Annotated in this window: 23 protein-coding genes, 1 riboswitch and 1 other annotated feature; of the genes, 4 read left to right on the top strand and 19 right to left on the bottom strand. The window is 34.8% G+C overall.

Features of this window, described 5'->3' with window-relative positions:
• Positions 1 to 20: 20 nt before the first annotated feature.
• Both ACYSNW_RS09475 and celB read left to right on the top strand, forming a co-directional pair.
• The gene (locus ACYSNW_RS09475) at positions 21 to 1409 is read left to right on the top strand and encodes a glycoside hydrolase family 1 protein (protein ID WP_461744245.1); all 1389 of its coding nucleotides are present in this window, start codon (positions 21 to 23) and stop codon (positions 1407 to 1409) included.
• Between the two features lie 18 nt (positions 1410 to 1427).
• Positions 1428 to 2774: a PTS cellobiose transporter subunit IIC gene (gene celB / locus ACYSNW_RS09470; protein WP_461744244.1), complete on the top strand. Its 1347-nt coding sequence runs from the start codon at positions 1428 to 1430 to the stop codon at positions 2772 to 2774.
• A gap of 211 nt (positions 2775 to 2985) precedes the next feature.
• On the opposite strand, the gene ACYSNW_RS09465 is transcribed toward celB, so the two are convergent.
• The 5 genes from ACYSNW_RS09465 to glmU all read right to left on the bottom strand — a co-directional run bounded on the left by ACYSNW_RS09465 (position 2986) and on the right by glmU (position 8987).
• The gene (locus ACYSNW_RS09465) at positions 2986 to 3957 is read right to left on the bottom strand and encodes a ribose-phosphate diphosphokinase (protein WP_461744243.1); all 972 of its coding nucleotides are present in this window, start codon (positions 3955 to 3957) and stop codon (positions 2986 to 2988) included.
• Between the two features lie 195 nt (positions 3958 to 4152).
• Positions 4153 to 5064, bottom strand: a complete 912-nt coding sequence (locus ACYSNW_RS09460) for a DMT family transporter (RefSeq protein WP_461744242.1) — start codon at positions 5062 to 5064, stop codon at positions 4153 to 4155.
• Positions 5061 to 5888 (bottom strand): helix-turn-helix domain-containing protein, encoded by an 828-nt coding sequence (locus tag ACYSNW_RS09455; RefSeq protein WP_461744241.1) that lies wholly within the window; start codon positions 5886 to 5888, stop codon positions 5061 to 5063. Before ACYSNW_RS09455 ends, ACYSNW_RS09460 begins: the two co-directional genes overlap by 4 nt.
• Positions 5889 to 6307: 419 nt before the next feature.
• Positions 6308 to 7210: a helix-turn-helix domain-containing protein gene (locus tag ACYSNW_RS09450; RefSeq protein ID WP_461744240.1), complete on the bottom strand. Its 903-nt coding sequence runs from the start codon at positions 7208 to 7210 to the stop codon at positions 6308 to 6310.
• Positions 7211 to 7613: 403 nt separating this feature from the next.
• Complete coding sequence (gene glmU / locus ACYSNW_RS09445; protein WP_461744239.1) at positions 7614 to 8987, bottom strand: bifunctional UDP-N-acetylglucosamine diphosphorylase/glucosamine-1-phosphate N-acetyltransferase GlmU; 1374 nt, start codon at positions 8985 to 8987, stop codon at positions 7614 to 7616.
• 312 nt (positions 8988 to 9299) lie between these two features.
• On the opposite strand from glmU, the gene ACYSNW_RS09440 reads away from it, so the two are divergent.
• Positions 9300 to 9959: a FusB/FusC family EF-G-binding protein gene (locus ACYSNW_RS09440; protein WP_461744238.1), complete on the top strand. Its 660-nt coding sequence runs from the start codon at positions 9300 to 9302 to the stop codon at positions 9957 to 9959.
• A 395-nt stretch (positions 9960 to 10354) separates the two neighbouring features.
• A riboswitch (M-box (ykoK) riboswitch) is annotated at positions 10355 to 10530 on the top strand.
• A 136-nt stretch (positions 10531 to 10666) separates the two neighbouring features.
• Positions 10667 to 11089, top strand: coding sequence for a conjugal transfer protein TraF (gene traF, locus ACYSNW_RS09435; RefSeq protein WP_461744237.1), 423 nt, complete (start codon positions 10667 to 10669; stop codon positions 11087 to 11089).
• Positions 11090 to 11766: 677 nt separating this feature from the next.
• On the opposite strand, the gene purR is transcribed toward traF, so the two are convergent.
• From purR to ispF, 14 genes are all read right to left on the bottom strand, one after another.
• Positions 11767 to 12585, bottom strand: coding sequence for a pur operon repressor (gene purR, locus ACYSNW_RS09430; protein ID WP_461744236.1), 819 nt, complete (start codon positions 12583 to 12585; stop codon positions 11767 to 11769).
• A 265-nt stretch (positions 12586 to 12850) separates the two neighbouring features.
• Positions 12851 to 13705 (bottom strand): metal ABC transporter permease, encoded by an 855-nt coding sequence (locus ACYSNW_RS09425; protein ID WP_461744235.1) that lies wholly within the window; start codon positions 13703 to 13705, stop codon positions 12851 to 12853.
• Positions 13678 to 14358 carry a metal ABC transporter ATP-binding protein gene (locus ACYSNW_RS09420; RefSeq protein ID WP_461744234.1) on the bottom strand — a complete coding sequence of 227 codons (681 nt, stop codon included), beginning with the start codon at positions 14356 to 14358 and terminating at the stop codon, positions 13678 to 13680. Before ACYSNW_RS09420 ends, ACYSNW_RS09425 begins: the two co-directional genes overlap by 28 nt.
• 398 nt (positions 14359 to 14756) lie before the next feature.
• Positions 14757 to 15707, bottom strand: coding sequence for a metal ABC transporter substrate-binding protein (locus tag ACYSNW_RS09415; RefSeq protein ID WP_461744233.1), 951 nt, complete (start codon positions 15705 to 15707; stop codon positions 14757 to 14759).
• A 237-nt stretch (positions 15708 to 15944) separates the two neighbouring features.
• Positions 15945 to 16796 carry a 4-(cytidine 5'-diphospho)-2-C-methyl-D-erythritol kinase gene (ispE, locus tag ACYSNW_RS09410; RefSeq protein WP_461744232.1) on the bottom strand — a complete coding sequence of 284 codons (852 nt, stop codon included), beginning with the start codon at positions 16794 to 16796 and terminating at the stop codon, positions 15945 to 15947.
• Positions 16797 to 17047: 251 nt separating this feature from the next.
• Positions 17048 to 17293, bottom strand: coding sequence for a Veg family protein (locus ACYSNW_RS09405; protein ID WP_069663217.1), 246 nt, complete (start codon positions 17291 to 17293; stop codon positions 17048 to 17050).
• A 129-nt stretch (positions 17294 to 17422) separates the two neighbouring features.
• A complete protein-coding gene (locus tag ACYSNW_RS09400) occupies positions 17423 to 17983 on the bottom strand; it encodes a sigma-70 family RNA polymerase sigma factor (RefSeq protein WP_461744231.1) in 561 nt (186 codons plus the stop codon).
• 91 nt (positions 17984 to 18074) lie between these two features.
• Positions 18075 to 18605: an NYN domain-containing protein gene (locus ACYSNW_RS09395; protein ID WP_461744230.1), complete on the bottom strand. Its 531-nt coding sequence runs from the start codon at positions 18603 to 18605 to the stop codon at positions 18075 to 18077.
• Between the two features lie 14 nt (positions 18606 to 18619).
• A complete protein-coding gene (gene rlmB, locus ACYSNW_RS09390; protein WP_461744229.1) occupies positions 18620 to 19453 on the bottom strand; it encodes a 23S rRNA (guanosine(2251)-2'-O)-methyltransferase RlmB in 834 nt (277 codons plus the stop codon).
• Positions 19443 to 19841, bottom strand: a complete 399-nt coding sequence (locus tag ACYSNW_RS09385) for a Mini-ribonuclease 3 (RefSeq protein ID WP_461744228.1) — start codon at positions 19839 to 19841, stop codon at positions 19443 to 19445. Before ACYSNW_RS09385 ends, rlmB begins: the two co-directional genes overlap by 11 nt.
• Positions 19838 to 21250, bottom strand: coding sequence for a cysteine--tRNA ligase (cysS, locus tag ACYSNW_RS09380; RefSeq protein ID WP_461744227.1), 1413 nt, complete (start codon positions 21248 to 21250; stop codon positions 19838 to 19840). Before cysS ends, ACYSNW_RS09385 begins: the two co-directional genes overlap by 4 nt.
• On the bottom strand, positions 21234 to 21782 hold the full coding sequence (gene epsC, locus ACYSNW_RS09375) for a serine O-acetyltransferase EpsC (RefSeq protein WP_461744226.1): 549 nt from the start codon (positions 21780 to 21782) through the stop codon (positions 21234 to 21236). The genes cysS and epsC overlap by 17 nt, the downstream gene beginning before the upstream one ends.
• A 67-nt stretch (positions 21783 to 21849) precedes the next feature.
• Positions 21850 to 22055 (bottom strand) — a binding site (T-box leader).
• 57 nt (positions 22056 to 22112) lie between these two features.
• Positions 22113 to 23570, bottom strand: coding sequence for a glutamate--tRNA ligase (gene gltX, locus ACYSNW_RS09370; RefSeq protein WP_461744225.1), 1458 nt, complete (start codon positions 23568 to 23570; stop codon positions 22113 to 22115).
• 51 nt (positions 23571 to 23621) lie between these two features.
• Entirely contained in the window at positions 23622 to 24098 is a 477-nt protein-coding gene (gene ispF, locus ACYSNW_RS09365; protein WP_461744224.1) for a 2-C-methyl-D-erythritol 2,4-cyclodiphosphate synthase, read from the bottom strand.
• Positions 24099 to 24101: the final 3 nt, after the last annotated feature.

The following is a 24101-nucleotide window of genomic DNA, read 5'->3' as shown; positions in this document are numbered from 1 at the left end:
AAATAGAATGGAGCAAACGAATGACACAAACATTTCCAAAAAACTTCTTATGGGGAGCTTCCATTTCCGCTCACCAAACAGAAGGAGCCTATAAAACAGATGGTAAAGGTTTGAGTGTCCAAGATACTCGAGAAAGAGACAATCATGAGATTACCGATTTTACCGTTGCAGTTGATCATTACCATCGTTACAAAGAAGACATCCGTTTACTAGCTGAAATGGGCATCAAAGTATTCCGTTTTTCAATTGCTTGGACACGAATTTTTCCTAACGGACGTGGCAAAATTAATGAAGCGGGGCTAAAACATTATAGTAATGTGATTGACGAGTTACTCCGTTACGATATTCAACCTTTTATCACACTAAATCATTTTGACTTACCACAAGCATTAGAAGATGAAGGCGGCTGGAGTGTTCGCAGTACTGTAGATGCTTTTACTAACTATGTGGAAACTGTTTTTGAAGCCTATGGCGATCGTGTAAAAAATTGGCTAACAATCAACGAACCGAATATCATGTTATTGGTAGATAAAAAAATCTTAGGAAAAGAAATTCCACTACAAGAAAAATATCAACAATTTCATCATTTGATGATTGCCGAAAAATATGCATTTAAACGTTGCCATGAACTTATCGAAGGTGGAAAAATCGGACCTGTTCCAAATATTTCTCTTGTTTATCCAGCAACTAGTAAACCTTTGGATAATCAAGCTTCTCTCTATTTTAATAGCGTTCGTAACTGGGCTTATTTAGATTTTTCTTGCTTCGGTCGTTATAACACGGTCTTTAGCGATTACCTAAAACGCAATGATGTGACGATTACCTTTGCACCTGAAGACCAAGAATTGATGGAAACTCAGTTTCCCGACTTTGTTGCAATGAATTTTTATACTACTGTGACTGTTGAAAAACCAACTCAAAAAGATGGTATGGCAAACGGTATTAGTGATCAGCAAAGTGAAGACATTATGGAATGGGGTTTTTATAAAGGTTTTACGAATCCCTATTTACAAAAAAATGAATTTAATTGGACAATTGATCCTGATGGATTAAAAACGACCTTACAAACACTGTATGACCGTTATCATCTACCAATTATTATTACTGAAAATGGCTTAGGTGCTAAAGATGAACTCACTGAGGATGGAAAAATCCATGATCCGTATCGAATCAATTATTTAGAGCAACATATCGCTCAGTGTCTCGCAGCAATCGAAGCGGGTGTTGATTTGATTGGCTACAGCCCTTGGTCTGCAATCGATCTTGTCAGCGTTCATGAAGGTATTAGCAAACGTTACGGATTTATCTATGTGGATCGGACAGAACATGAAGAAAAAGAATTAGCTAGATATAAAAAAGATAGTTTTTATTGGTATCAAACGTTGATCGAAACAAATAAACTGCCTTAAGATAGAAAGGAGAAAAAAATGAATAAAGTGTTTATGTTTTTGGAAACCAAATTAATGCCGCCACTAAATAAAGTTGCAAATTTACGTTTCATTCGTGCCATTATGCAAGCAGGGATTATTACCGTTCCGTTTACAATTGTTGGATCAATCTTTTTGATTATTAACAATTTACCGCAAATTGTCCCGCCATTAGCACCATTCTTTGAGAATACAATTTTAAAATTCTCCCCTATCTATAGTTTGGCTACTACAATGTCGATTGGGTCAATTGCTGTTTTTTACTGTTTAGCTACTTCCTATTATTTAACAGATATTTATCGTAAAGAAGAAAGTAAAGAACTAAGCAGTTTTGTTGGGGCAATTCTAGGTTTGTTTGCCTTCTTAATGACAATTGTTCAAACAGATATTGTGGATGGATCGGCTAAATTAATCCAAAATGAATCTGAAACAGCAATTATTTACAATGGAATCGCTGTTGGAGGTTGGATCACTCGTTTTGGTGGTGTCGGTATTTTTATCGGAATCATTACTGCTATTATCGCGACACAAATTTACCGTTATTGTGTCAAAAATAAAATTACTATCCACATGCCTGAAGGTGTTCCAGATGGTGTCAGTAAAGCTTTTGCTTCGTTAATTCCAGCTATTTTCATTGCTTTTGTTATGATTTTCATTAATGTGATCTTAGCTATTTTCCATACTGATATTCATGCATTATTATCTAAACCGTTTGAATTTGTAAAAGATTTGACGGGTTCTTGGTTAGGAATTATTGTAATCATGCTATTGATTCATTTACTTTGGGCTGTTGGGGTTCATGGAACAGCGGTGATTAAAAATAGTTTTATCAATCCAATTTTGTTGGTCGCATTGACTGAGAACATTGATGGTGGATCAAATATTTTTGCTGGCGATTTCGTCAATATGTATATTTTCATCGGTGGAGCTGGAAGTACTCTAGGTTTAGTTTTACTAATGGTTTTTGCAGCTAAGTCTGATCAATTAAAAGTACTAGGAAAAACAGCCCTTATTCCTGGACTATTCAATATTAATGAACCGGTGATTTTTGGGGCACCGATTGTCTATAATCCTTACTTAATCATCCCATTTATTATTACACCATTAATCAATGTAAGTATCGCTTATTTTGCTAGTTCCTTTGGTCTGGTTAATAAAATCATCACTGGGATTCCTTGGATTTCTCCGGTCGGAATTGGTGCCTTTTTAGGAACTGGTGGCGACTTCCGTGCAGTACTGATTGCTTTTATTAGCTTAGCTGTATCTGTTGTTTGTTATTACCCATTCTTTAAAATGTATGATGGCAAATTGTATCAAGAGCAATTAGCAGGCTCTGAAACAAAATAAGTGTAACACTGCGTAGGATTCAACCTCAAAAATCAGGCGATAAATCACGAAAATTGTCTTTTAGGCTTTTGTGATTTATCGTTTTATTTTTTTTAAGTTACATATGCTTTATCAGTTATTTGATTTAAAAAATAAATAAGCACCACTTACAAAAATAAAAAAACAAGTTTTGTAAGTAGTGCTTATTTTAGAACTCAGGTCAAATTTTCTATTATTTGTGTTTTGTTTCGAATAACGGACTTACTGGTTTATTTTCATGGATACGTTTGATGGCGTCGCCAATCAAGCCACCCACACTAACTTCATCGATTTTTTCGATTTTACGATCGTCAGAAAGATAAATCGAATCAGTTACAACTAAGCGTTTGATAGCGGAATCTTCAATACGTTGTAACGCTGGTCCAGATAAAACGGGATGTGTACAAGAAGCATATACTTCTTTTGCTCCCGCTTCTTTTAGCGCATTAGCTGCTAAAGAAATCGTTCCCGCTGTATCAATCATATCATCAATCAAGACACATGTTTTTCCTTCGACATGTCCAATGATATTCATTACTTCTGCTACGTTTGCTTTTGGACGGCGTTTATCTATGATTGCAATCGGTGCTTTCAAATGTTCAGCAAGTTTACGCGCACGTGTCACTCCACCGTGGTCAGGTGAAACGACAACGACATCATCACCTTTAATTCCGCGTTCAATGAAGTAATCGGCAATCAGTGGGGCACCCATCAAGTGATCCACAGGGATATCGAAAAATCCTTGAATTTGTACAGCATGTAAATCTAAGGTCAACATTCTAGTAGCACCAGCTTTTTCCAGCATATTTGCTACCAATTTAGCAGTAATTGGTTCACGAGCGCGAGCTTTACGATCCTGACGTGCATAACCATAGTAAGGCATTACGACATTGATTGTTTTGGCACTAGCACGTTTTAAGGCATCAATCATAATTAATAGTTCCATCAAATTGTCATTCACAGGACTGCTAGTTGACTGGATGACATAGACATGTGAGCCACGAATACTTTCTTCAATATTTACTTGAATCTCACCATCGCTAAATTGATTTACAGAGCACTTTCCTAACTCTACTCCCACTGCAGCAGCGATTTTTTCTGCTAAAGGACGATTGGAATTAAGAGAAAAGATTTTCAATCTTGGATCAAAATAATGTTTTGACATGAGGACCTCCACTTTCTTTTACTGAACAATAGCTTCCTTATAAATAGTAGTCACTTTTTGAAAATAAATCAAGTGGTTTTGAACGATTACTTAAAAAATAATAACGTTTTTTAATAAAAGTGAGCATCTGCTAAAAAAGAATAGGCATCTTTAGTTAGTAGATCTTAAGATTTTTTCGCTTATGCTCATAAATAGTTATTTTTCTGTACTTACTGACTTTTTTACATTTCTTTTTTCAGATATCCACAAACCCATTAATGTTAGAACTGCGCCAATAATCACTTTAATGGTTAAAGGTTCGCTCAAAATAAAAACAGCACTCAATAACGTAACCACAGGTACTAAATAGATATAGACACTCGTTTTTACTGCTCCTAAAATTCGTACCGAACTACTCCATGTAACAAAACAAAGAGCTGATGCACCTAGTCCTAAAAATAAAATATTTGCTACAGTAATCCAGTTAGTAAATTGTTTTAATTCAAGATTAAAATCTAAAATAAATAGTAGTGGCACCATAAAAAGTAACCCATAAAAAAATATCCGTCTCGTTGTCTGAATCGTATTGTATCCTAAATCACTGATTTTCTTTGTCAAAATTGCATAAATTGCCCACATCAACGAAGCGAACAGTGCTAAGAAATCACCTAACGGATTTATCTCAAGATCTTGATTTCCATTGTAACCAATCAAAGTGATGCCAATCAGAGCAACTACAAAGCCAATAAAAAATTGCTTTTTTGGTTTTTCAGTTTTTAAAAATAACATAGAAAATAAAGCTGTAAAAAAAGGAGCGATAGTAATAATAATACCGACATTACTAGCTGTTGTTAATGTGAGCGCAATATTTTCTAATAAATAGTAAAGCGCAATCCCACTAGCTCCTGCAGCTATAAATAACCATTCTTCTTGTCGATTGATAAGCTTCAGTCGATGAGGATAGAGGATAATTAATAAGAGAAAACCAATCAAAAAACGAGTAAATAGAATTTCAATGGGAGTAAAGGTTTGAAGCAGTATCTTAGTGGAAACAAAAGTCGTACCCCATATTAAAATAGTAATCAGCGCAAAAACATGCCCAATTCTTATGGCTTTTTTTTGCTTCATATCTTCTTATCCTCCTTGAAAATAGCTTGATACTGACCGGGTGAAAGACCAATAAAGCGACTAAAGTATTTAGAAAAATGACTTTGATCCGAAAAACCCGTTAGTTGGGCAACTTGTACAGATGTTTTTCCTTGTTCTAACAACTTCTTTGCTTCTCCAATTCGAATCGTTTCTAAATATCGATATGGAGATATCCCCATTTGATGCGTAAATAAACGAACTAAACTATATCTATTCAATTTCACTAATTGGCTCAATTCATCCAATGTGATTGTCTCATTATAATTATGTCTTAAGAAGTCACAGATCATTCTAATTTCGTTTCGAATGGTTACTTCTTGATCTTGATTTTTGAAAGAAGCATATTCGACAAAAAGTTGTTTCATCAGTAAAAGAAATTTTTCTTCTTTTTCAATACCAGAACTATTTTCCATAATACTATAATGTAGTCTGCGAAAATCTTCCGCAATACTTACATTAAACTGGACTGGCAAAATAAATTGAGGTATCTCATTGCATTCAAATACTTCATTAGCTACCTTTTGCATGATTTCTTGCTTTATATTCAGGCAAAGATACCGTAACGTTCCACCATCAATTTGTTCACAGGTATGACTGTCTCTTGGATTAAAGGTCATTAAATCTCCAGGTCCAATGTGATACTCTTGTTGATTGACAGTTAGTTTTCGTTTCCCTTCCTCAATCAAACCAACCACATAATAGTCATGGAAATGATTAGGAAACGTTTGAACAACACCATTAAAACGATACGCTTCCAATCTTAAACTATTGTCATAGCGAATCTCTTTTAGATTCTCATACATTTTCATTCCTCCTCGTAAAATAATAATCCAACAACACTTCTCTTTGAAAATGAAAAAAATACACTAAATTTATCTATCGTTCTTTACATCTTTTCTTGATAGATTTTATTAGTATACGCCAAAATAATGTTATTCGATTGTACGATATTGACTTTTATTATTTTGAGAGGTATTAATGAAGTAAGATTGGTAATTTCCCTCTAAAACTGATGTAATAAGCTACAACTCTCAAAAGAATAAAAAACATAATGATAGAGTCACTTATTTTGGTAACAGCTAGATTCTACTTAATGGTTTTTCCTTTTTGTGAGTTGTAGCTTATTTACTTATGAATCATTTCAGTGTTCATTATTTAGTTTGTTTCAAAATAACTCTATTTGCATATACCACTTATAAATTGTTTTTTAGGAAAAATTGATTCAATGTTCTTTGAGAAAAAGGTTAATAACATTTTGATTTGATAATTTTTCTTTTTTTAATGTCAGACTTTCAACATCCTTACGAATACTAGTAGCGAGATTTTCTTCCCCAATGAAATTCAAAAATTCGATACAGTCATAGACTCTTTTTATCGAAAAGTAATCTCCCGTCATCAAATATTTAGTTAAATTACTCAAATAAGATATGACTATTTTATAGCTGATATCTTCAAGTAGCACTTTTTGTTGCATAGCCATTTTAATGTAGTCAGATGCTTTGTCATAAAGTTTTTTTTGTAAATAGGTTGTAATGACATTGTTCATAATATTAGTTATAAAAAATTTTGTGGTTTTAGTACATAACTGTTCTTTTTTTATAGGAAAAACCTTCTTCATAATAGAATCAATTTGTTTTTCATCAAACAAAAAAATAGTATTGGACAGTAGTATATAGTCGTATTGAAAGTGAATTGATTTATTATAAATTAACTCATAAATAAATGTTAGTTCTTCTTGACTCAAGGGCTTTATTTCATCCCATTGTGATGAGAAAAAAACACGAATTACTATACAATTTGATAGTTCTTGTAACGATTTTATATAAAATTCTTTAAAATCAAAACAATAGGAAATTAGACGTTTCTTTAGTGAAGAATTATTACTATGTTCAGCAGCCTCTTTAAATAATTTTCTAAATGAATCTTGTTTTTTATCAGCATATTCAAAAAACTCCTCAGGTGTAATATCAGTTTTTTGAAGAAAGTCCATTAATTCAGAAAATCGCAATTCTTGTTTATTAGATTCTATTTTTGAATAAACAGACGAAGTGCTATAATCTAAGATTTCTTTTTGTTTTAATCCTCTACTTTTTCTAAAAAAATAAAGAGTTTCTCCAATATCCAAAAAAATCACTTCCTTTTTTTCAATAATTGTATCATAATATATAGTGAAAGGTAAAAATAAACGTTGAAAGGATTGAAATAGATGATAGGAATTACTTCATTTTTAGCATCTGTATTTGCATGGATTTGTCCATAAATTAATACAGAAAATAACAAATAGCCCAATGCCAATTATTTAATTTTCACAATCTTATTGGAAAAGAAAGTGAATACTATCAGTGTTTGGCTAGCTAAACAAATTAAAAAGTATAACAAGTAACCCACGTATCGTTTGGCACGTGGGCTACTTGTTATAATGTGACGTAAAAGATGGCTCTATAATTATTTGGTACAAAAGTGATTAGTTCTGAGAACCGATTAGGTAGTGTTTCAATTATTGTTGCTCAATAAAAAATTATTTTTCCTCACCCATTATAAGGCATTTTCTTGGCATAGCCTTCCTTAACCTCTTGTCTTGCTCGAGCAATCGCCAAATCATGTTCAGCTACATCTTTTGTGATGGTAGAACCTGCGGCAATCACCGTATTTGCGCCGATTTTAACCGGTGCAACCAAATTAGAAGACGAGCCAATAAACGCATGATCCCCAACTGTTGTCCGATGTTTTTGTTTACCATCATAATTTACAAAAACTACGCCACAGCCAACATTGATATCTTTCCCTAATTCCGCATCACCTACATAAGTTAAGTGACCAACTTTGGTATCTTCGTCGATTGTCGCATTTTTGACTTCGACAAAATTTCCGATATGCACCCGTTCGCCAATATCAGCTGCTGGGCGCAAGTGAGCAAACGGGCCAACATCTGCATCTTTACGAACAATACTTTGCTCGATGACAGATTGAGTAATCTTTACATTTTCTTCAATTGTGCTATCAACGATTTCTGAATTTGCTCCGATAAAACAATTATCACCAATCACAGTTTTTCCTTTTATAACTACGCCAGCTTCAATAAAGGTATCTGAACCGATTACTACGCCTTCATCAATATAAGTTGCCTCTGGATCGACAAACGTCACACCATTCATCATATGCATTTTATTTAAGCGACGATGCATAATCTTGTTTGCTTCAGCTAACGCTACACGATCATTGATTCCCATTGCTTCATCAAAATCTGCCATTTGATATGCAGCAACTGTTTTTCCTTCTTTTTTAAGAATTTCGATAATATCTGTTAAATAGTATTCACCTTGGGCATTGTTCGTATCGATTTTAGCCAAAGCAGAGAAGAGTGCTTCATTATCAAAACAAAACGTTCCTGTATTTATTTCTTGGACTAGAGCTTCTTGTTGCGATGCATCTTTTTGCTCCACGATTTTTTCAACGATACCCACATGGTCACGAATAATTCGACCATATCCTGTAGGATTTTCCGCATGAGCAGTTAAAATCGTCGCACTTGCATTTTTCCCTTGGTGGTAATCAAATAGATTCGTTAGCGTTTCATTCGTTAAAAGCGGTGTGTCTCCTGTAATAACTAGAGTCGTTCCTTTTTTACCCTCTAAAAGGTCTTGTGCCTGCATTACTGCGTGTCCTGTTCCTAATTGTTCTGCTTGTAAAGCATAGCTACTTCTATCTCCTAAATGACTTTTAATCGCTTCAGCACCATGCCCTACGATCGTAACAACTTCACTTGGGTTTGTTTTTTCAACTTGATCTATGATATGTTCAACCATTGGTTTGCCTGCTACAAGATGAAGAACTTTGTATAGTTTTGATTTCATCCGTGTCCCTTTACCGGCTGCTAAAATAATGACATATTTATTTTCCAACTTTTCCACTCCTAAAAATTTATCGATTTATGAGTTATCTGTTCTTTATGCTACAATTTAGTTTAGCTTACTAGCTATCGTTTTTCAACTGAACCAATTACTTTTTTCTATAGACCAATTGATAATTCGTTAAAATTGCATTATTCTCTAGGAAATTTTATAGTAGAGCTATTGTTGAAACAGTTAGCTTAGCCACTATGCAAAATTACTTCCATTTCTCATTTTATTGTTTCCACTTTACAGTCGAACAAACCTAGACCATTTTTTTCTAAATAAAATAAAGAGATTCATTTTTCAGAAAGGATATCACTCATGAAAACAATATTACAGCCTTACCAATATAATTTTATTAAAAATCAAGCGCAGATCTTATTTCAAGCGCATTTATCAGTTAATGACAAAAACACGATAAAAACCATCCAAGCGTTAGCTCTTGAAAAAATCAAACAAGAATTAGTTGAATATCCTGAAGAAACACAAGAACTATTGACTTCTTTTTTGACTGCTACAACATCAAAAAATAGCTTAGATAATTATTTAGAGGGACTAAAAGAAAGAGTTTTTCCATTTGATCCTCCATCCAAGCAACAATTAGTGAAGTTATTTAAGAAAACGAAAAAATTAAAAATTCCTGATTGGGATTCACTCGATTTACGTGATTATACTTTTTATAGTTGGAACGATAGCGGTAAACAACAAAAATTTATTTTGGCAAAAATAGAAGGGCAATTTATTGGGATTCAAGGTTCGATTGCCCCCACTACTCAAAAAGGGATTTGTCCTATTTGCCATGAAACCGCCGAAGTTACTTTATTTATGTCAAAAGTAAAAGAATCTAGAGACGGACTTTATACTAAACGAGGGAATTATATTTGTTACGACAGCGAAAAATGTAATAACAATATCAAGCAACGAGAAACATTAGATGCGTTTGTTGAAAATGTCAAGTATAGTAAATCGATCACTCAATGAAATAGTACGATAACTTTGTTGTAAGTGAGACAACAATAAAAATACTTTTGTTTTATTTCTTAAAATCAAACAAACGGTGATGCAAAAGTAGCTCCTTCAAAAATAAACTGAAGTTACACAATGAATAACCAGGTTACCAATAATTCAAAGAAAACCAAGTAGAAATCATTATCGAAAGGAAATCTTTCGTGTTTCTTGTCACTTTAGGAAATTCATTCTTATTGCGATAAATCACGAAGAGCTTAGAGATTTGATAATTCGTCGTACCTACTCGTTTCTCGCAGCTAACCTTTTCTGTTACAATCTCAAAAAAGGTTGCTTAACAGAATTTTTTTATAGAATTCACAGGAAATAATAGTCGACATATAAGAAAGTTAGTGATACATTGTATATATAAAATATAATGTTAGGTGAGGCTCCTATACAAACATAGGCTACTGCCCAAAAATGTCGAGAGACGCCAATGGGTAGAACAGGAACTGTCGGATTAAGGCTTTTCTTAAGGTAGCTAAACACTAGTAATTAGTGTTTTACGTTGTATAGTGCTAAAGCTCTACGTTGCTTATTGTACGTTAATAACAACAGTGTTTGAGTACACCTATTTAGGTATGCTTACACACTGTTTTTTGTTTTAAAATTAATTTTCTTGATTTGATATAACTATTCTCTAGTATTCTTATACATTAAAAACTAAGTAGGTGAAATAAATGAAAAAAGTTATTAAACTAGCAATCGGGTTAATTATTGTGATTTTACTATTTATGTATTTTTCCTCTAGAATAAAATATGACTATTATGTAAAAAAGTTTGAAACTGTTCCAGAGAATGAATATATTAATCTTAAAAATAAAGATGGATTGTTTATTTTTGGAAGAAAAAGTTGCTCAGATTGCAGAAAGTGGATACCTATTATTTATAAAGAAAATGATAATTCTAGATACAGTGTTTACTATATAGATACAGAAGATACAGAAGATACAGAAGATATAGAAAAGAATCAAAAGTTAAAAAAATTAATTGCTGAATATCAGCTAAAAGTTGTTCCCACAATAGTAAAAATCAAACAAAATCATTCAACGCTTTGGACTTATGAAAATGGAATAGATTTAAAACAATTTTTATCTGAGTAAAATCTTATAAGCATGGAGGAATCGATATGTTAAAAAAAGAAAAAGTTTCACTGGACGCGAAAAAGATTGAACGAGATTTAAATCGAACCAGTATTTTTGTAATACTTTTCGAGTTCCTAATTAATCTAATATTACTTCCATAATTTAATAGGTTAATAAGATAATATTTATAAAGAAGAAAGGAGTTCATATTTATGAACAAAAAAATTTTAGTAAGTTTTAGCTGGAGGTTTATTTTTAGCAACTAGTAACACAAATTTAGATGTAAACAATGGGTTAGAGACTAGAGGAATGTTTGGAGGAAGAGTTCGCCAAGCTCAAATTCAGCAATGTCTCATTTATAACAAATGCCAATCGCCTTATGGACAATTATGGGATATCATTCGTAAATAAAGATAAAAGAGGTTGGAACAAACAGCCACTACATTTCAATCTTATTAACTATTAAATAAATCGTGGGTGAGACAAAAGTAAAGACCACTTTTGTTTTATCTCTCAAAACCAAACAAACGGTGGTGCAAAAGTAGCTCTTTCGGAAATACGCCGAAATTCACCAAAAATTTGAAGAGCAATTTTCGGAAATTCCTTCTTATTTCTCAGAGCTAACCACTTTTGTCCCAACCTCTTTATAAATTGGGATTTGATTATAATAAACAATATTTTTTTAACTATTACTATTATTCATCAAAATAATTCCCAGGGACTACATTGATTGTTTTCGTACTTGTATCGACATCCTTCACATAAAGTAGTGAAGTATAATCGTCAATTGCTCGATTGCCATTAAATTTAGATTCCGCAAAAACGGTAATTCCAACAAGTTCAGCTTCAAATTCTTCAATTAAGCTCTTCATCCCGTTGACTGTGCCGCCGCCCTTCATAAAGTCATCGACCACTAAAACTCTTGAACCACGTTTTAAACTACGCTTAGATAATTCCATTTTTTCGATTCGCTCAGAAGAACCTGAAACATAATTGACACTAACTGTTGAACCTTCTGTGATTTTTGAATCTCTTCTTACAATCACAAATGGAACATTTAAGTAGTAAGAAACAGCTTGGGCGATTGGCACACCTTTTGTAGCAACCGTCATAACTGCATCGATTTCTTGATCTAAATATTTTGATGCAATGATTCGACCAACCGGACGTAATAACTCTGGTTGTCCTAGTAAATCAGAGAGATAAACATAGCCTCCAGGTAACAGACGATCTTGTTCTGATAAACGATCACATAATTCCAACACAATTTTTTTAGATTCTTCCAATGGAATCTCTGGAATAAACTGAACTCCTCCTGCTGCACCAGGAATCGTTTCTAATAACCCAGTTCCTCGTTCCTTAAATGTTCTTTTAATAATAGCTAGATCTTCACTGATTGATGATTTCGCAGATTGATATTGCTCCGCAAAATACGTTAAAGATACCAATGTGTGCGGGTGATCCAATAAATATTGTGTCATATCAATTAATCGTTCACTTCTCCTAATTTTCAATTTATCTTCTCCTCTACTAGTTTTCTGTCTATTAATCTTTATATAGTATTTCGATGTTATCTCGTGTCTACTAATTTCTCAAAGGGATACACTTTTGCTCCATCCCTTATGCTATAGATTCTTATTATAAGGGTTTATCCAAAAAAAATCGACTATTATTTAAAAAATCACGAAAATAGTTCGCATTTCAGTGTAAAAAAAGAAGAAATACGAAAAAATCTTCGCTTTCTTCTTAAAGTTTTTTATTAAATAAAAATTACAGCAACTATTCACCTATTTTACTTGCTTGCTCTTGCATTTTCTTTTTTCTTTGCACGATTAAGGTGAGTCGTCGAACGACATTTACAATCAAGAAAAGTGCAATAAATATCAGGGTAATACTGGCACTTGGCGGTGTTTCTAAATAGTAGGAACTAGTCAAACCTGTCAGCATACCAATAAATCCCATAATCACACTAATAATAATAACTGTATTGAAGCCTTTACCGATCCGCATACCAATAGCTGCAGGTAAAACCATAATAGCAGAAATCAACAACGCTCCTGCAATTGGAATCATCACTGCAATAGCTACCCCTGTAATTACATTGAATAACATCGACATCCAATAAACGGGTAAACCATCTACGTGAGCGGTATCCTCGTCAAAAGTTAAGACATACATCGGTCGTTTGAATAAACAGAATAATGTCACTAAAACCACTAAAAGAACAGCTAAAATCGTTACTTGATTCCAAGTGATAGTAACAATTGAGCCAAACAAGTATGACTGAATACTGGCTGCAGAATTACCACCGCTTAAATTCATTAAAACGAGCGCCAAAGCTAGTCCACCAGACATTAGAATAGCGATTGATATTTCTGAATACGTGCGATAAATCGTTCGTAAATATTCTAAAATAACGGCTGCAATGATCACAATTACAAGTGTCATCAAATCAGGATTCAAATTTAAGAAAAAACCTAGTGCGACCCCAGCTAAAGATACATGGGATAAGGTATCTGCCATTAATGATTGTCTCCGAATTACTAGAAAAACACCCAACATTGGTGCAATCACTGAGATAAAACCAGCTGCAAAAAAGGCTTTTCTCATGAACTCATATGAAAGCATCTCCATTGTGAGTCCTCCTTTCTGACTAAACGAATTTGACGATCTGCATACGCCTTGATATCTTCATGATCGTGAGTAATCATTAAAATCGCTTTGCCATGATCACATGCATTATGCTTTAACAGTCGATAAAATTCGTTTCTAGAAGTTTCATCCATTCCTGTTGTTGGTTCATCTAAAATAAATAAATCGGGATCTGTAGCGAAAATACGGGCTAAACTGATACGCTGTTTTTGCCCACCAGATAATTCGCCAATGCGTTTGTTCCGCATCTCCCACATGCCAACAGCTTTTAATGCTTTTTCTACATGTTGATGGTCACGCTTTGTTAAAGGTTTGAACCAACGATTACGTGGAAAACGACCCGATCGAACTAATTCAATCACGGTACTTGGAAAGCCAGCATTAAAAGAGGCCACTTGCTGCGGAATATAACCAATACTGATTTTCCTTCCTTCGACATTTTTTTTAGCAATCGTAATCTTTCCGCTCGTCGGTTTTAATAACCCTAAGGTACTTTTAATCAAGGTTGATTTTGCAGCACCGTTTTCGCCTGTTAAAATCACAAATTCACCTGGATCTACATGATAGGATACCCCTTGTAAAACGGGTTCATCATCATAATAGAAAGTTAAATCTTTAACGTCTATATAGTGCATAAGATTGCTCCTTTGTTTAAATACGTGGTTGAGACAAAAGCGATTAGCTCCGAGAAATAAGAAGTAATTTTCGAAAATGACAAGAAACACGAAAGGTTCCCTTTCGATGTTGAATGATTCCTACTTGGTGCTCTTCAAATTTTTGGTAAATTTCGTCTTATTTCCGAAGGAGTTGCTTTTGCACCACCGTTTATCAGGTCATAAAACAATCGATTAGAATTGAGTAATTGGACGAACCAGCAGTTATTGCGTTCTTTGCAATGAATGATGGTTAGGAAATTGCCGAGATTCCGATTGTTTTATGCCGTTTGTTCGGTTTTAAAAGATAAAACAAAAGTGGTTTTTACTTTTGTCTCGCCCACGTTACTAAATTTAGCTGATCCTTCTGTTAAAAGAAATCAATTGATACTTTTCTTCAATGCGGCTAAATTTTCTTTCATAACAGAAATATAATCCTCACCTGCATCTTGTTCTTTCTGTGTTAAACTTTCTAATGGATTTAACACCGCTAATTCAACACCTGTTTCTTTCGCTAATGTTTTCGCTACTTTTGAAGAAGCTGTTGTTTCAAAATAGATGACTGAAACGTGGTTAGCTTCAATATATTTTTTCAATTCAGCTAAACGACTTGGCGATGGTTCTTGGTCTGGAGAAATACCTGCAATCGATTCTTGTGTTAACCCATATTGTTTGGCTAAATAACCAAAAGCCGCGTGTTGGGTAACAAACGTCTTATTTTTAGCTTCTTTAAAAGCCGCTTGATATTCTTGATCCAACTCAGTCAATTTTTCTAAATAAGTTGTAGCATTTTTTTCAAATGTCTCTTTGTGTTCTGGATAACGTTTAATCAACGCATCACGAATTGTTTCAACTTCTTTTTTCGCTAAAACAGGATCTAACCAAACATGAGGATCTAATTCGTGCTCGTGTCCTTCATGCTCTTCTTCATCTTCATCCTCGTGGACAGCGCCGTCCATTAACGTAATATTTTGACTCGCATCGACAACTGTTACCTTTTTCTGATCAACATTTTCTAGAACATCTTTTACCCATGTTTCCAATTCTAAACTATTGTAAACAAACACATCACTATCTGTAATTTTAGCGATATCCTTGGCACTTGGCTCATAATCATGTGGCTCTGTTCCTGCTGGAATCAATAGCTCCACATCACCCAAATCCCCTACAATATTTTTAGTAAAATCATACATTGGATAAAATGTCGTCACAACTTTTATTTTATCCTCTGCTTTTTTAGTCTCTTCTTTTGTTTGTCCACACGCAGCTAGTAAAAAAATAGCTATAATCGCTAGTAATCCGACACGCCAGTTTAAATGATTCTTTTTCATAATTTGCCTCATTCCGATTTAATCTACATAAAACGTAACATTTACGATTTATCAACAAAGATTAATTTAGCAGATGACATCCATTCCGTCAAGAGAAAACTCTATTCAAGAACCCTTCAAAGCTTCTAACAATAATAGTATAAATAGTGAATAACTCGTTCGATAACTTGAAAATAGAGCCTCTAAAAAAGAGACCGAAACACAACTCTTTGAGTTAGTGTTCGATCTCTACAAAAATCATTTTAACGTTCGTACGAGATAAACTTCGTCACAAAATCCTTTTAAACCATTATAAATACGTTGCGCTCTCGTTTTTTTCGAGCAAAGAGCAAAAACTGTTGGTCCACTACCACTCATCAAAGCAGCATCAGCTCCATATTTTATCATTCGGTCTTTAATTTGTTGAATAATTGGATGACGTTTGATTGTCACACCTTCTAGCGCATTTCCAATTTTTTGTGTCATCATCGCATAATCATTCAGCTCAATTGCCTGTTTAAGTCCTTTAATATCTGGATGGTCGATACTATTAAAGGATAAGCTACCAAAAATCGAACTTGTTGAGACACTCATTCTTGGTTTAACTAAAACGACCCAGCATTGTGGCATTGCTGGCATCATTTCGATTTTCTCCCCACGTCCAGTCACAAAGGCTGTTCCACCTTCGATGCAGTAAGGAACATCTGAGCCAATCTGGCCACCTAATTCCGCTAATCTATCATTAGAAAGATTTAATTCCCATAATCGGTTCAGACCACGCAAGGTCGCTGCACAATCACTGCTACCACCAGCCAAACCTGCAGCTACAGGAATTCTTTTTTCAATATGAATCTTTATTCCTTGTGATTGATGATATGTTCTTTTTAATAATTCTGCGGCTTGATAGACATGATTTCTTCTATCTAAAGGCAAAAAAGAATTATTTGTATCGATGATGATTTTATTTTCATTTATTGTTTCAAAAGAAAGTCGATCAGCTAAATCAACACTTGCCATAATCATTTCTAATTCATGGTAGCCATCTTGTCTTTTATAAAGGGCATCTAATCCTAAATTGATTTTCGCTGGGGCTTTTTCTATAATATCCATTTTTTTCACCTATCTATGTTTACTGCTAACAGTTTCCACAATCTTTTAAATTTTATCATATGTTCTACAATAAGTATATATGCCCTTTATTTGGATTTAGCTATTTATTATGAATACATCGAAGATTTTTATGGAAAAATGCGCACAAAAGGCACCTACATTCGTTTCGGTTGACTAAACGATACAAATAATAAAAGAAGCTAAGGCAAGAGTTTTTGACCCTTGTCTTAGCTTTTTTATCGTATGATTACTTAGACTGCTTCGCTGACAAATTCGATTTCTACTGTGCGTGTCAACACATCTGAATAGCTGTAAGATACGCGTTCAAAAGAATTTTCATCTGGATCTAAATCCACTACGAAAACAGAAGGATATGTCTCTGTCAAAATACCTTTACGCTCAGTTTGTCGCTTTCTGCCTGTTTGAGCAACAAGTGTTATTTTGCTCCCAATGCGGCATTCTAAATCTTTTTTGATTGAAGCTAAAGTTGTTGGCATTGCATTCACCTCACGCTCCATCATATCACATTTTAAAGAAAATAACAAGTTTACCATAATAGAATTTCAAATGCAACAAATTTACTAAAATACTATTTAAATAATGAAGTGCAAGAACAGACTTGTTTTTTAGTCGCAAATAAGTTCCTTAATTTTCTTTTTCGCCCGATCATAAGCACTACGGATTGTTCCTTCTTTCACTTGCTTCGCTTCTGCAATTTCAGCTAAATTTTTCCCAGTCATATACTCTTGAAAAGTAGTTCGTTCAAATGGAGACAAGGTGACGGGCAATTCCTCCAAATTTTCGCGAATAATCATTTGATCAAGTACATCATCGGGTGCCAAACTCATTTCATTGAAAAAGGATTCTCCTTGGCTCTCAACCTTTTGATCCAATGAAACACTAGTCGTATCAATCGTTCGTTTGACTGCACATTGTTTACGCACTAAACTCTTGATATGATTTTCAAGGTTCATTTTAAAAAAACGACCAATAGATGTGTTTTGTTGCGCATCATATCGTTCGATGGACTTGTAAAAAATGATGCGGCCTTCTTGTATCCAATCATCTAAGTCAAATCCCCTTAAATAATACTTCTTTCGCATTTTATAAACGATTGGACAATATTGTCGATACAATCGATCAAATGCCAAAGAATCTCCTGCTAATATCGCTTTGTATTCTTCCACATAAAACTCCTCCTTTCATCACTTCATTCTCAATAAAGTAATTACTCAGAGGGTAGCATGTTTTTTCTTACAAAAAGAACCGAACGTTTGTTCAATCGCTTTTTTTAGATAATTCTTCTAATTTGTCCGACAATTTTGACAATTGTTCCAAATTCCACGGGGAATTTCGTCGAAAATCTTGAAAATGGATATCAGTAGCATGAATAGCAATCGTCCGCTCAGTCTTTTTGACATTTTTGTATAATTCATTCGCCGACTCACGCAGCGCGCCTTGTGAGAAAACGACCCACTGTTCTGCTAAATCACTTGTGGCGACTGTCACTTGCGTTAATCGGGTATTTTTTTCTCCCGCGATACGTTCAATATAACTGTCAGCTGTTTCGTCTTCTTTCGTGAAAACAACCGTTAATTGATATTTTTTATAGGATTTTTGAATACCTGGGACCAATTGCGCATCAAAAACAACAATAATTTCAAGTGCTTCATATTTTCCATAGTTAGATAATCGATTCAACAATAATTCTCGTGCATCTTCGAGATTATTTTGATTTTTCAGCCGAACTAACTCAGGCCAAGCCCCAATCATATTGTATCCATCAACAATCAATAACTGTTGTTTCATTGTATCCACCTTCTTTATTTTATTGGGTTTCTACCACGAAAGACTTCGTACATCAATAGTCCAGAAGCCACGCCTGCATTTAAACTTTGAACGTGTCCAACCATTGGAATGGTAATCAACTCGTCTACTTCTTTGTGTAAACCTGGACTCATACCGCGACCTTCGTTCCCGATAATCAATGCAACCGCGCCTTGGCTATTCCAGTTTCGATAATCGGTTCCTTTCATATCCGTCCCAAAAATCCAAAATTGATGTTCTTTTAACGTCGCAATACTTTGGGCCAAATTCGTTACTCGAGCAACTGGAATGTATTCTACAGCACCAGTTGACGCTTTAGTCACAACTGGTGTAATTCCAACTGCTCGATGTTTTGGAATAATAATCCCATCGACACCTGTTGCATCTGCTGTTCGTAAAATAGAACCAAAATTGTGCGGATCTTCAATTCCATCTAAAATTAAGAAAAATGGTGCTTCTGTTTTTTCTTTTGTTTGGCTAATCAATTCATCTAGTGTTAAATATTCATATGCTGTAATTGCTAACACGATTCCCTGATGAACGCCATGATCTGTCATTGTATCCAGCTTTTGTTTTGGCACCCACTTAACTGGAACTGCATGTTCTTTCGCCAATAATTTCAAATGTTCTACTTTTTCACTTTTACTATCCTCTTGTAAAAACAACTTATTTCCACGACCTTGTTGAATCGCTTCTACGGTTGCATGGTTACCAAATACAAAGTTATCTTCAGTATTCTCTTTGGGTACCTCTTTTCGATGATGCTCTTTATTCTGTGTTTTTTTCTTATAAGAACCTTTTTTATACGCATTCTTTTTATCATTTCTCATTATTTTCACCTATTCTTTTGATACACCAGCTGATCAATTCTTCTAAGCGTTCCGTTTGTTTTGTTAAGTGTAGATAGCCCATCAACGCCTCAAATCCAGTCGAAATTCGATAGGTTGTAATATCCGCATTTTTAGCAGAAGTATGACTTTTGGCATTTCTTCCTCGTTTATACATCATAATTTCTGTTTCTACCAATATATCGGTTGCCAACATTTCTTGCACTAAAAATGCTTGCGCTTTTGCAGAAACATATTGTGTGGCCATTCGATGCAAAACGTTGGGTTTTGTTTGACCCAATTCAACTAAATAATCGCGAATATAAATTTCATAAATCGCATCGCCAACATAGGCTAATGCCAAACCATTTAACTGTGTGTAATCTCTCATTCACTTCTTCTCCATCTTGTTCCTTGCGGTGTATCTTCTAAAATAATTCCTTTTTCCTTGAATAAATCGCGAATTTCATCACTACGGGCAAAATCACGTGATTTACGCGCTTGATTTCGTTCCTCAATTAGTTGTTCTACCTCATCATCTAATAACTCATTAGAAACGAAATAAATGCCAAAAACACTTAACCAGTCTGTAAATTTAGTCATCGCCTCAGTCAGCACAATACTTGAAACGACTTCTTTTTCACTATATTGATTTAACCACTTCGCAAATTCATACACAATAGTGATTCCATTTGCTGTATTAAAATCATCATCCATTTCGGCGACAAATCGAGCTTCAAAAGTGTCTAATTGTTTCAGCAATTCTTGATCTTCCTCTGTCTGTTCGATAGCAGAGTCTTTTCTAAATGAAAGATTCTCCAATGCGGTTTGTAGTTTTTGTAAATTAACGGCCGCTTCTTTCATTGTCACTTCACTATATTTGATTGGACGACGATATTGGGTCGTTGCCATAAAGAAACGTAGAATTTGTGGATCCACTTCTTTCACCAGCTCGTGAACTGTAATAAAATTACCAAGAGATTTACTCATTTTCTCATCATCATCACCAATCGTGACATACCCATTATGCATCCAGTAGTTTGCAAATGTCGCGCCGGTTTTTGCTTCACTTTGAGCAATTTCATTTTCATGATGAGGAAATTCTAAATCTTGACCGCCGCCATGAATATCGATTGTTTCGCCTAGATGCTTCGTTGCCATCACCGAGCATTCAATATGCCAGCCTGGACGACCTGCACCCCAAGGAGAGTCCCAAGAAATTTCTCCCTCTTTCGCTTTCTTCCACAAAGCAAAATCTAATGGATCTTCTTTTAATGCTCTTTCATCTCCCGTACGTTGACTTGCACCCACTTCTAGCTCATCGATTGATTGATGGCTTAGTTTGCCATACCCATCAAATTTACGCGTTCGATAATAAACATCTCCTTGCGATTCATAGGCATAACCCTTTTCGATTAAAGCACTGATAAACGTGAGAATATCCTCCATATGATCCATTACGCGTGGATGTAAGGTTGCTGGTTTGACATTTAAATGATTTGTATCTTCTTCAAATGCATGAATAAAACGCTCAGAAACTTCTGGTGCTGTAATTCCTAATTCTTTAGCCGCACGAATGATTTTATCATCCACATCGGTAAAATTAGAGACATAATTCACTTCATAGCCACGATATTCAAGATAACGACGAATCGTATCAAAGGCAATCGTACTACGAGCATTTCCAATGTGAATATAGTTATAAACAGTTGGTCCGCAAACATACATCCGAACCTTTCCTGCTTCAATCGGCACAAATTTTTCTTTTTCTCTAGTTAATGTATTATAAATTTGAATCATAAACTTCCTCCACTCTTTCTCCTTTGATTCTAACAACCTTGGCTGGAATACCGACCGCCGTTGTATCAGCGGGAATATCATGTAAAACAACAGCTGAAGCGCCTATTTTAGCGCGTTCACCAATAATAACAGGACCTAAAATTTGAGCATGCGCATGAATCATCGCCCCTTTTTTAACTGTAGGATGCCTTTTTCCTGTATCTTTTCCCGTTCCACCAAGAGTCACTCCATGGAACAAAACAACATCTTCTTCAATTTCTGCTGTTTGACCAATCACGATGCCCATTCCATGATCAATAAATACGCCAGAAGCAATTTTTGCGCCAGGATGAATCTCGATTCCCGTTAAGAAACGCCAAAACTGGGCATTCATTTTAGCTAACAAGAATAAACGATGGCGATATAAAAAATGCGATAAGCGATGCCAAAACAGGGCATGTACCCCAGGATAAGTTAATACTACTTCTAATGTAGAATGGACAGCAGGATCATTTTTCTTGGTCGCTGCCACTGCTCGACTTAACCAACCCATATTTTTTCTCCTTTCTTACTCAATCAGAATAAACAAATAAAGCGTCTTTTGAACAAACTAAATTTGTTCAAAAGACGCTTTTCGCGTGGTTCCACTTTTTTTCGCAGAGTTACATTCTCTACCTCAAAACAGATAACGTCTGTCAGCCGTCTTCAACTACTTATCGTCGAAACCACTCAAAGATGCATTTCAAAAGATTTTATCAACTGTTTTCACCAACCACAGTCTCTCTAAAGATAATTTCTCTTTACTTCTTCTTATCATTGTGTTTTATTCGTTTGAATAAAGTAAGTCGAACGAACGGCGTTACTTCATTCATTAATTTTTAAATTATAACACATTTACTAAATGAGCTAATGCTTTTTCTTTACCAAGTAATTCGATTGTTTCTGCTAATTCTGGACCATGAACTTGACCAGATACAGCGACACGAATTGGCATAAATAAGTTTTTCCCTTTAATGCCTGTTTCTTTTTGAACTGCTTTAATTGCTGCTTTGATACTTGCTACATCCAAAGTATCTAATGCTTCTAATTGTCCTTTAAAAGCTTGTAAAACAGTTGGAACTGTTTCGCCTGCTAAAACTTCTTTTGCCGCATCATCTAGCGTTGGATGCTCATTAAAGAACAACGTAGAAAGCGCAACGATTTCAGCCGCATAACTCATTTGTGGTTGATATAAACTTACTACTTTTTCCACCCAAGCAATTTTTTCTGCACTAGGATTTTCCTCTACACGACCATCGGCAATTAGATAAGGTAAACATTTTTCAGTCAACACATTTAAATCCATTTGTTTCACGTATTGGTTATTTACCCATTCTAATTTTTTACTGTCAAAAGCAGCCGGTGATTTACTTAAACGCTCTGGATCAAAGATCTTCACTAGTTCGTCTTGGCTGAAGATTTCTTCTTCGCCAACTGGTGACCAACCTAATAAAGCAATGAAATTAAACATCGCTTCAGGTACATAACCTAATTCGCGATATTGCTCGATAAATTGAAGAATCGTTTCATCACGTTTACTTAATTTTTTACCCGTTTCAGAGTTGATGATTAATGTCATATGTCCAAATTCTGGTGCTTTCCAACCAAAGGCTTCATAAACCATCAATTGTTTGGGTGTATTGGCAATATGATCGTCCCCACGTAAAACATGAGTGATTTTCATCAAATGATCATCCACTGCAACTGCAAAATTATAAGTTGGCATACCATCGCGTTTTTGGATAACAAAATCGCCACCGATATTATCAGATTCAAAAACAATTTCACCTTTTACCATGTCTTCAAACGTATACGATGTATTTCTAGGAACACGGAAACGAACAACTGAAGCCAAACCTTGCGCTTCTTTTGCCGCTTGTTCTGAAGGCGTTAAGTTTGCACAGCAACCAGAGTAATGAGGCATTTCACCACGAGCGCGTTGCGCTTCACGTTCTGCTTCTATTTCATCTTCTGTACAATAACATTTGTATGCACGGTTGCTACTTAATAATTGATCAATCAAAGGTTGATAAATATCGCCACGCTCTGATTGACGATAAGGTCCATACTCACCTGGTTTTTCAGGGGATTCGTCCCATTCCATTCCAAGCCAAGCTAAGTTTTCAAGCTGACTTTTTTCGCCATCGGCAATATTTCTTTTAGCATCCGTATCTTCAATACGAATAATAAACTCTCCATCATTATGACGGGCAAATAAATAGTTAAATAATGCTGTTCTAGCATTTCCAATATGCAGATGTCCTGTTGGACTTGGTGCATAACGTACACGAACTTTTGTCATTTCCATTCCTCTTTCCGTTTTGAATCATATAATCAAACAAAATATACTAAACTATATTTTTTCTAGTAATGCTACTGCAATCGAGCCCATGCCTTCTTCTCGACCAATAAAACCCATCTTTTCCATCGTCGTTGCTTTTAAATTGATTTGATTGGTCTCAATTTTACAAGCTTCTGCAATATTTTTTTTCATTGCTTCTAGATAAGGTTGCATCTTTGGTGCTTCAGCTAAAATTGTACAATCAATATTGCCAATAGTAAAGCCTAATTCTTGAACTTTTTCGACTGCTTCTTTTAATAACAGAACTGAATTGGCATCTTTGAATTTAGGATCTGTATCAGGAAACAAATGGCCAATATCTCCTAGACCTGCTGCGCCTAATAAAGCATCTGTAATGGCATGTAATAATACATCTGCATCCGAGTGTCCCAGCAGTCCTTTTTCAAAAGGAAGCTCCACACCACCGATAACCAATTTTCTATTTTCTGCCAACTGATGGACATCAAATCCCTGCCCGATTCGTATCATATT

This window comes from Enterococcus sp. LJL99 (assembly GCF_054871725.1).
This window is presented reverse-complemented; position numbering and strand designations above follow the sequence as displayed.